Annotated in this window: 7 protein-coding genes; 3 read left to right on the forward strand and 4 right to left on the reverse strand. The window is 60.3% G+C overall.

Going from position 1 to position 6,414, the window contains the following annotated elements; all coding sequences use genetic code 11:
* Positions 1-145: 145 nt before the first annotated feature.
* Genes PG881_RS23555 through mphR(A) form a run of 3 tightly spaced genes read left to right on the forward strand, consistent with a single transcriptional unit; the run spans position 146 to position 2,870 of the window.
* A complete protein-coding gene (locus PG881_RS23555; RefSeq protein WP_000219391.1) occupies positions 146-1,051 on the forward strand; it encodes an Mph(A) family macrolide 2'-phosphotransferase in 906 nt (301 codons plus the stop codon).
* Positions 1,048-2,286 carry a macrolide resistance MFS transporter Mrx(A) gene (gene mrx(A), locus PG881_RS23560; RefSeq protein ID WP_000004159.1) on the forward strand — a complete coding sequence of 413 codons (1,239 nt, stop codon included), beginning with the start codon at positions 1,048-1,050 and terminating at the stop codon, positions 2,284-2,286. The genes PG881_RS23555 and mrx(A) overlap by 4 nt, the downstream gene beginning before the upstream one ends.
* Entirely contained in the window at positions 2,286-2,870 is a 585-nt protein-coding gene (mphR(A), locus tag PG881_RS23565; protein WP_001137892.1) for a macrolide-binding transcriptional repressor MphR(A), read from the forward strand. Before mrx(A) ends, mphR(A) begins: the two co-directional genes overlap by 1 nt.
* Before the next feature lie 492 nt (positions 2,871-3,362).
* Here the strand turns inward: mphR(A) and PG881_RS23570 are convergent, their stop codons facing one another.
* The 4 genes from PG881_RS23570 to PG881_RS23590 all read right to left on the reverse strand — a co-directional run bounded on the left by PG881_RS23570 (position 3,363) and on the right by PG881_RS23590 (position 6,234).
* Complete coding sequence (locus PG881_RS23570) at positions 3,363-4,127, reverse strand: IS6-like element IS6100 family transposase (protein ID WP_001389365.1); 765 nt, start codon at positions 4,125-4,127, stop codon at positions 3,363-3,365.
* Positions 4,128-4,353: 226 nt separating this feature from the next.
* Positions 4,354-4,659 (reverse strand): PadR family transcriptional regulator, encoded by a 306-nt coding sequence (locus tag PG881_RS23580; protein WP_000130000.1) that lies wholly within the window; start codon positions 4,657-4,659, stop codon positions 4,354-4,356.
* A 10-nt stretch (positions 4,660-4,669) separates the two neighbouring features.
* On the reverse strand, positions 4,670-5,875 hold the full coding sequence (chrA, locus tag PG881_RS23585; RefSeq protein WP_000184001.1) for a chromate efflux transporter: 1,206 nt from the start codon (positions 5,873-5,875) through the stop codon (positions 4,670-4,672).
* 155 nt (positions 5,876-6,030) lie between these two features.
* Positions 6,031-6,234, reverse strand: coding sequence for a hypothetical protein (locus PG881_RS23590; protein ID WP_000376616.1), 204 nt, complete (start codon positions 6,232-6,234; stop codon positions 6,031-6,033).
* Between the last annotated feature and the right edge of the window lie 180 nt (positions 6,235-6,414).

Below are 6,414 nucleotides of genomic sequence, written 5' to 3' on the forward strand. Positions count from 1 at the left end.
GTAAGCAGAGTTTTTGAAATGTAAGGCCTTTGAATAAGACAAAAGGCTGCCTCATCGCTAACTTTGCAACAGTGCCGGATTGAATATAACCGACGTGACTGTTACATTTAGGTGGCTAAACCCGTCAAGCCCTCAGGAGTGAATCATGACCGTAGTCACGACCGCCGATACCTCCCAACTGTACGCACTTGCAGCCCGACATGGGCTCAAGCTCCATGGCCCGCTGACTGTCAATGAGCTTGGGCTCGACTATAGGATCGTGATCGCCACCGTCGACGATGGACGTCGGTGGGTGCTGCGCATCCCGCGCCGAGCCGAGGTAAGCGCGAAGGTCGAACCAGAGGCGCGGGTGCTGGCAATGCTCAAGAATCGCCTGCCGTTCGCGGTGCCGGACTGGCGCGTGGCCAACGCCGAGCTCGTTGCCTATCCCATGCTCGAAGACTCGACTGCGATGGTCATCCAGCCTGGTTCGTCCACGCCCGACTGGGTCGTGCCGCAGGACTCGGAGGTCTTCGCGGAGAGCTTCGCGACCGCGCTCGCCGCCCTGCATGCCGTCCCCATTTCCGCCGCCGTGGATGCGGGGATGCTCATCCGTACACCGACGCAGGCCCGTCAGAAGGTGGCCGACGACGTTGACCGCGTCCGACGCGAGTTCGTGGTGAACGACAAGCGCCTCCACCGGTGGCAGCGCTGGCTCGACGACGATTCGTCGTGGCCAGATTTCTCCGTGGTGGTGCATGGCGATCTCTACGTGGGCCATGTGCTCATCGACAACACGGAGCGCGTCAGCGGGATGATCGACTGGAGCGAGGCCCGCGTTGATGACCCTGCCATCGACATGGCCGCGCACCTTATGGTCTTTGGTGAAGAGGGGCTCGCGAAGCTCCTCCTCACGTATGAAGCGGCCGGTGGCCGGGTGTGGCCGCGGCTCGCCCACCACATCGCGGAGCGCCTTGCGTTCGGGGCGGTCACCTACGCACTCTTCGCCCTCGACTCGGGTAACGAAGAGTACCTCGCTGCGGCGAAGGCGCAGCTCGCCGCAGCGGAATGAGCGAACGTCGATATAGCCCGCTCGCGACGCTGTTCGCGGCGACCTTTCTCTTCCGGATCGGCAACGCGGTGGCGGCCCTCGCGCTTCCATGGTTCGTCCTGTCTCATACAAAGAGCGCGGCCTGGGCGGGCGCCACGGCCGCTAGCAGCGTCATCGCGACCATCATCGGCGCGTGGGTTGGTGGTGGCCTCGTCGATCGGTTCGGGCGCGCGCCCGTCGCATTGATCTCGGGTGTGGTGGGCGGCGTGGCCATGGCGAGCATCCCACTGCTCGATGCCGTTGGCGCCCTCTCGAACACTGGGCTGATCGCTTGCGTGGTGCTCGGTGCCGCGTTCGACGCACCCGGTATGGCCGCGCAGGACAGTGAGCTGCCCAAACTCGGCCACGTCGCCGGGCTCTCCGTTGAGCGCGTCTCGTCACTGAAAGCGGTGATCGGGAACGTCGCGATTCTAGGTGGCCCGGCCCTTGGGGGGGCCGCAATCGGCCTGCTTGGCGCTGCGCCAACGCTCGGGCTGACGGCGTTCTGCTCCGTCCTTGCAGGTCTGCTCGGCGCGTGGGTGCTTCCCGCGCGTGCCGCTCGGACGATGACCACGACGGCGACTCTCTCCATGCGCGCCGGCGTCGCTTTTCTCTGGAGCGAACCCCTGCTGCGCCCTCTCTTTGGTATAGTGATGATCTTCGTGGGCATCGTTGGCGCCAACGGCAGCGTCATCATGCCTGCGCTGTTTGTAGATGCAGGACGCCAAGTAGCAGAGCTCGGGCTGTTCTCCTCAATGATGGGGGCTGGTGGTCTCCTTGGCATTGCCATTCATGCGTCGGTCGGCGCCCGGATATCAGCGCAGAACTGGCTGGCGGTGGCATTTTGTGGCTCTGCGGTGGGCTCGCTTCTGCTTTCACAGTTGCCAGGCGTGCCGGTGCTGATGTTGTTGGGCGCGCTCGTGGGACTGCTGACCGGCTCAGTCTCTCCCATTCTCAACGCTGCCATCTACAACCGCACGCCGCCAGAACTTCTCGGCCGGGTACTCGGCACGGTCTCGGCGGTGATGCTGTCAGCCTCGCCCATGGTTATGCTTGCGGCCGGCGCGTTTGTCGACCTTGCTGGTCCGCTCCCTGGCCTCGTTGTATCGGCCGTGTTTGCGGGGCTCGTGGCTCTACTCTCGCTCCGTCTTCAATTTGCTACAATGGCGGCGGCAGCCACAGCCTCCGCCCCAACCCATACAGAAGGTGAACACTGATGCCCCGCCCCAAGCTCAAGTCCGATGACGAGGTACTCGAGGCCGCCACCGTAGTGCTGAAGCGTTGCGGTCCCATAGAGTTCACGCTCAGCGGAGTAGCAAAGGAGGTGGGGCTCTCCCGCGCAGCGTTAATCCAGCGCTTCACCAACCGCGATACGCTGCTGGTGAGGATGATGGAGCGCGGCGTCGAGCAGGTGCGGCATTACCTGAATGCGATACCGATAGGCGCAGGGCCGCAAGGGCTCTGGGAATTTTTGCAGGTGCTCGTTCGGAGCATGAACACTCGCAACGACTTCTCGGTGAACTATCTCATCTCCTGGTACGAGCTCCAGGTGCCGGAGCTACGCACGCTTGCGATCCAGCGGAACCGCGCGGTGGTGGAGGGGATCCGCAAGCGACTGCCCCCAGGTGCTCCTGCGGCAGCTGAGTTGCTCCTGCACTCGGTCATCGCTGGCGCGACGATGCAGTGGGCCGTCGATCCGGATGGTGAGCTAGCTGATCATGTGCTGGCTCAGATCGCTGCCATCCTGTGTTTAATGTTTCCCGAACACGACGATTTCCAACTCCTCCAGGCACATGCGTAAACGGAGGTGTGCAGAGTCCCTGCGGCAGGCGACGAACACGACCGTCGTCGATTAGTACCGGTACGGTCGGTGGTATCGAAGTCTTGATCACCACTCAGGTCTACGGCTTACAAATGGTGACCATCCCGATACTTGCGTCAGAGCACCGGGCCGATTCTTTGACAGTGAATCACTCCCGTAAGGTTGTGCCGGTGTGGGTGTCCCGGGTCGAGACGATACTCCGCCAATGCGCCCAGCAAACAACCTGGCCATCGCAGGTGGTGGGGAGCGGTGTGGCGGATGAGTTGGACAAGTTGGTGTAGCAGCACGAGCACGGCGAGATAACATCGCAGGAGTTCGACATGCTCAAGAGACAGCTGATTGCGAATCGCGATGCAGATTCATAACCCGATTGCGGGTTGGCTTCACTCCACCATCACCGAGCAGACTAGCACGGCGGGCTCTGTTGCAAAGATTGGCGGCAGTCAGAGGTAGGCTGTCGCTCTGCGCCGATCAGGCGGCTGCTGCGAAATGGTGGTTGAGCATGCCCATGGCCTCCGTCAGCGCCGAGGGCCCAATGCCAAAAGCTCTCTCCACAAGGCGCACCTCGCCCCTGATGCCGGGCTGCAGGCACCAGGGGCGAGCCTGTCCTTTGCGCAGGGCTCGCATGACTTCGAATCCCTTGATCGTGGCATAGGCCGTGGGGATCGATTTGAAACCGCGCACCGGCTTGATCAGTATCTTGAGCTTTCCGTGATCGGCCTCGATCACGTTATTGAGATACTTCACCTGCCGGTGGGCCGTCTCCCGGTCCAGCTTTCCTTCGCGCTTCAATTCGGTGATCGCTGCACCATAGCTCGGCGCTTTGTCGGTATTGAGCGTGGCAGGCTTTTCCCAGTGCTTCAGGCCTCGCAGGGCCTTGCCCAGGAACCGCTTCGCTGCCTTGGCGCTGCGGGTCGGCGACAGGTAGAAATCGATCGTGTCGCCCCGCTTGTCGACTGCCCGGTACAGGTAGGTCCACTTGCCCCGCACCTTGACGTAGGTTTCATCCAGGCGCCAGCTCGGATCAAAGCCACGCCGCCAGAACCAGCGCAGCCGCTTCTCCATCTCCGGGGCGTAGCACTGGACCCAGCGATAGATCGTCGTATGGTCGACCGAAATGCCGCGTTCCGCCAGCATTTCCTCAAGGTCGCGATAGCTGATCGGATAGCGACAATACCAGCGCACCGCCCACAGGATCACATCACCCTGGAAATGGCGCCACTTGAAATCCGTCATCGTTCCGTCCGTCCAATCTCCGCCAAGCATGCTCAAGCTTCACGATTTTTGCAACAGAGCCCACACGAGTATTGAGCATAGTCGAGATTGGTGCAGATCACTTCTGATATTGAACTGTCAGGAGCTGGCTGCACAACAGCCATTACGCCCAATCAACTGGTGCAGTCGTCTTCTGAAAATGACAATCCAGTTAGGGTATAGCTCAACCTGACATAGAAGCAAAAACTCAACCACCTTCTACCAACTCTCCGAACAGCTCCTTGACCTTTGTTTTCGCATCAGCAAGTGCAGTTCTGCCTTGTTCAGTGATGTCATAAACACGCCGTTCACGTCGCCCGGTGCGTTCGTGGCGTGAGGTCAGATAGCCTTTTTTTTCCAGGCCGTGCAGCATCGGGTACACGGTGCCAGCGCTCATCTCGTAGCCGTGTCGGCGTAGCTCTTCGATGATCCCCAGCCCAAAGACAGGTTCCTCGGCTGCATGGTGAAGGATGTGCAGGCGGATCAAACCGCCGTAGAGGTCTTTGTCAGTCATTTTTTGTGCCTCACAGAGCGACGCTCAACAGCCACCCAGCTGCACCGCTACCGAGGACAACCAGCCACGGCGGGAGCTTCCAGAACATAAGTGCGACAAGGGCAACTAATGCCAAGCCGAAGTCTTGCGGCTGAAAGATGGCGCTAGTCCATACAGGCTGATACAGCGCGGCCAGCAGCAAGCCGACTACAGCGGCATTGATCCCGGCCAGCGCAGCTTGGATGCCTGTATTGCGGCGCAAACGCTCCCAAAATGGCATTGATCCGACGACCAGCAAGAACGAGGGCGCGAAGATAGCCAGCAGACACACAATGCCGCCGATCCAGCCCGACGGGGCGGTGTTCATCGAGGCACCAAGAAACGCGGCGAACGTGAACAAAGGGCCGGGCACCGCTTGAGCTGCCCCGTACCCCGCGAGAAAGGATTCATTGTTGACCCAGCCGGAGGGCACCACTTCGGCTTGCAGTAATGGCAGCACAACGTGACCACCGCCGAACACCAGTGATCCGACACGATAGAAGGAATCCACCATTGCCATGGTTTGACTTGGCATCAGTTCGGCCAACACCGGCAGGCCAATCAGCAAGACAAAGAACAGCGAGAGCCAAAGCACGCCGGCCCGGTGACTGACCGTGATAGGTAGGGGGTCATGCTCAACAACTTTCGCTGGCTTGAACAATAACCGGCCTGCGATGCCTGCGATAGCAATCACGCCAACCTGTCCCCACGCGGACGGCACAAGTAAAACGACGCAGGTAGCAATTGCCATGATGGTGACTCGCAGCCCATCCGTGCATAGGTTACGCGCCATGCCCCATACTGCTTGAGCGACCACGGCCACAGCCACCACTTTTAAGCCATGCAACGCGCCCTGCGAGACGTAATCGCCATAGCTGGAGATGCCGAGCGCAAAAAGGATCAAGGCTATGGCAGACGGCAGCGTGAAGCCAGCCCAAGCAGCCAGCGCCCCGCTGTATCCAGCCCGAGACAGTCCTACCGCTATGCCGACCTGGCTGCTTGCAGGCCCTGGCAAGAACTGACAAAGCGCGACCAAGTCAGCATAGCTCCGTTCGGAGAGCCAGCGCCGCCGTGTGACAAATTCGGCGCGGAAGTAGCCCAAGTGCGCAATGGGGCCGCCAAAAGATGTCAATCCAAGCCGCAGAAAAATAAGAAAGACCGACCATGGTCTGCTGTCATCGGTAGGGTTATTCGTCATACTTTCGCCTTCATGATCTGCAACGAGTTGATCAATAATAAGCGAAATTCGATAACGAAATTCGATATAAATCTAGAAAAAAATACCTCTATGTGTACTACGCAGTTTTAGCTGTGGCTTTCACAGGAGCACGCTTACTTACGGCTTAGCGTGCTTTATTTTCCGTTTTCTGAGGCGATCCCTAGGAGCTCGGATCTCAGGACGAAGGTCTCCGCGAATGTCCGGTCGATCCGCGCGACGTCCCAGGCGGGCGTTCCCTTGGCGGACATCCACGCCGCAGCGTCGTGCATCAGCCGCACAACCTCGTCGATATCACCCGAGCAGGCGACCCGAACGTTCGGAGGCTCCTCGCTGTCCATTCGCTCCCCTGGCGCGGTATGAACCGCCGCCTCATAGTGCAGTTTGATCCTGACGAGCCCAGCATGTCTGCGCCCACCTTCGCGGAACCTGACCAGGGTCCGCTAGCGGGCGGCCGGAAGGTGAATGCTAGGCATGATCTAACCCTCGGTCTCTGGCGTCGCGACTGCGAAATTTCGCGA

Origin of the sequence: Aeromonas sp. QDB54, from assembly GCF_027707385.1 — a bacterium.
In the GTDB taxonomy this organism is placed as follows: Bacteria; Pseudomonadota; Gammaproteobacteria; order Enterobacterales; family Aeromonadaceae; genus Aeromonas; species Aeromonas hydrophila.

What these genes read in the sequence shown, in the direction of transcription:
- PG881_RS23555 (WP_000219391.1), top strand. Translation starts at nt 146, where the DNA reads ATGACCGTAGTCACGACCGCCGATACCTCCCAACTGTACGCACTTGCA.
- PG881_RS23570 (WP_001389365.1), bottom strand. Translation starts at nt 4,127, where the DNA reads ATGACGGATTTCAAGTGGCGCCATTTCCAGGGTGATGTGATCCTGTGG.
- PG881_RS23580 (WP_000130000.1), bottom strand. Translation starts at nt 4,659, where the DNA reads ATGACTGACAAAGACCTCTACGGCGGTTTGATCCGCCTGCACATCCTT.
- chrA (WP_000184001.1), bottom strand. Translation starts at nt 5,875, where the DNA reads ATGACGAATAACCCTACCGATGACAGCAGACCATGGTCGGTCTTTCTT.
- PG881_RS23590 (WP_000376616.1), bottom strand. Translation starts at nt 6,234, where the DNA reads ATGGACAGCGAGGAGCCTCCGAACGTTCGGGTCGCCTGCTCGGGTGAT.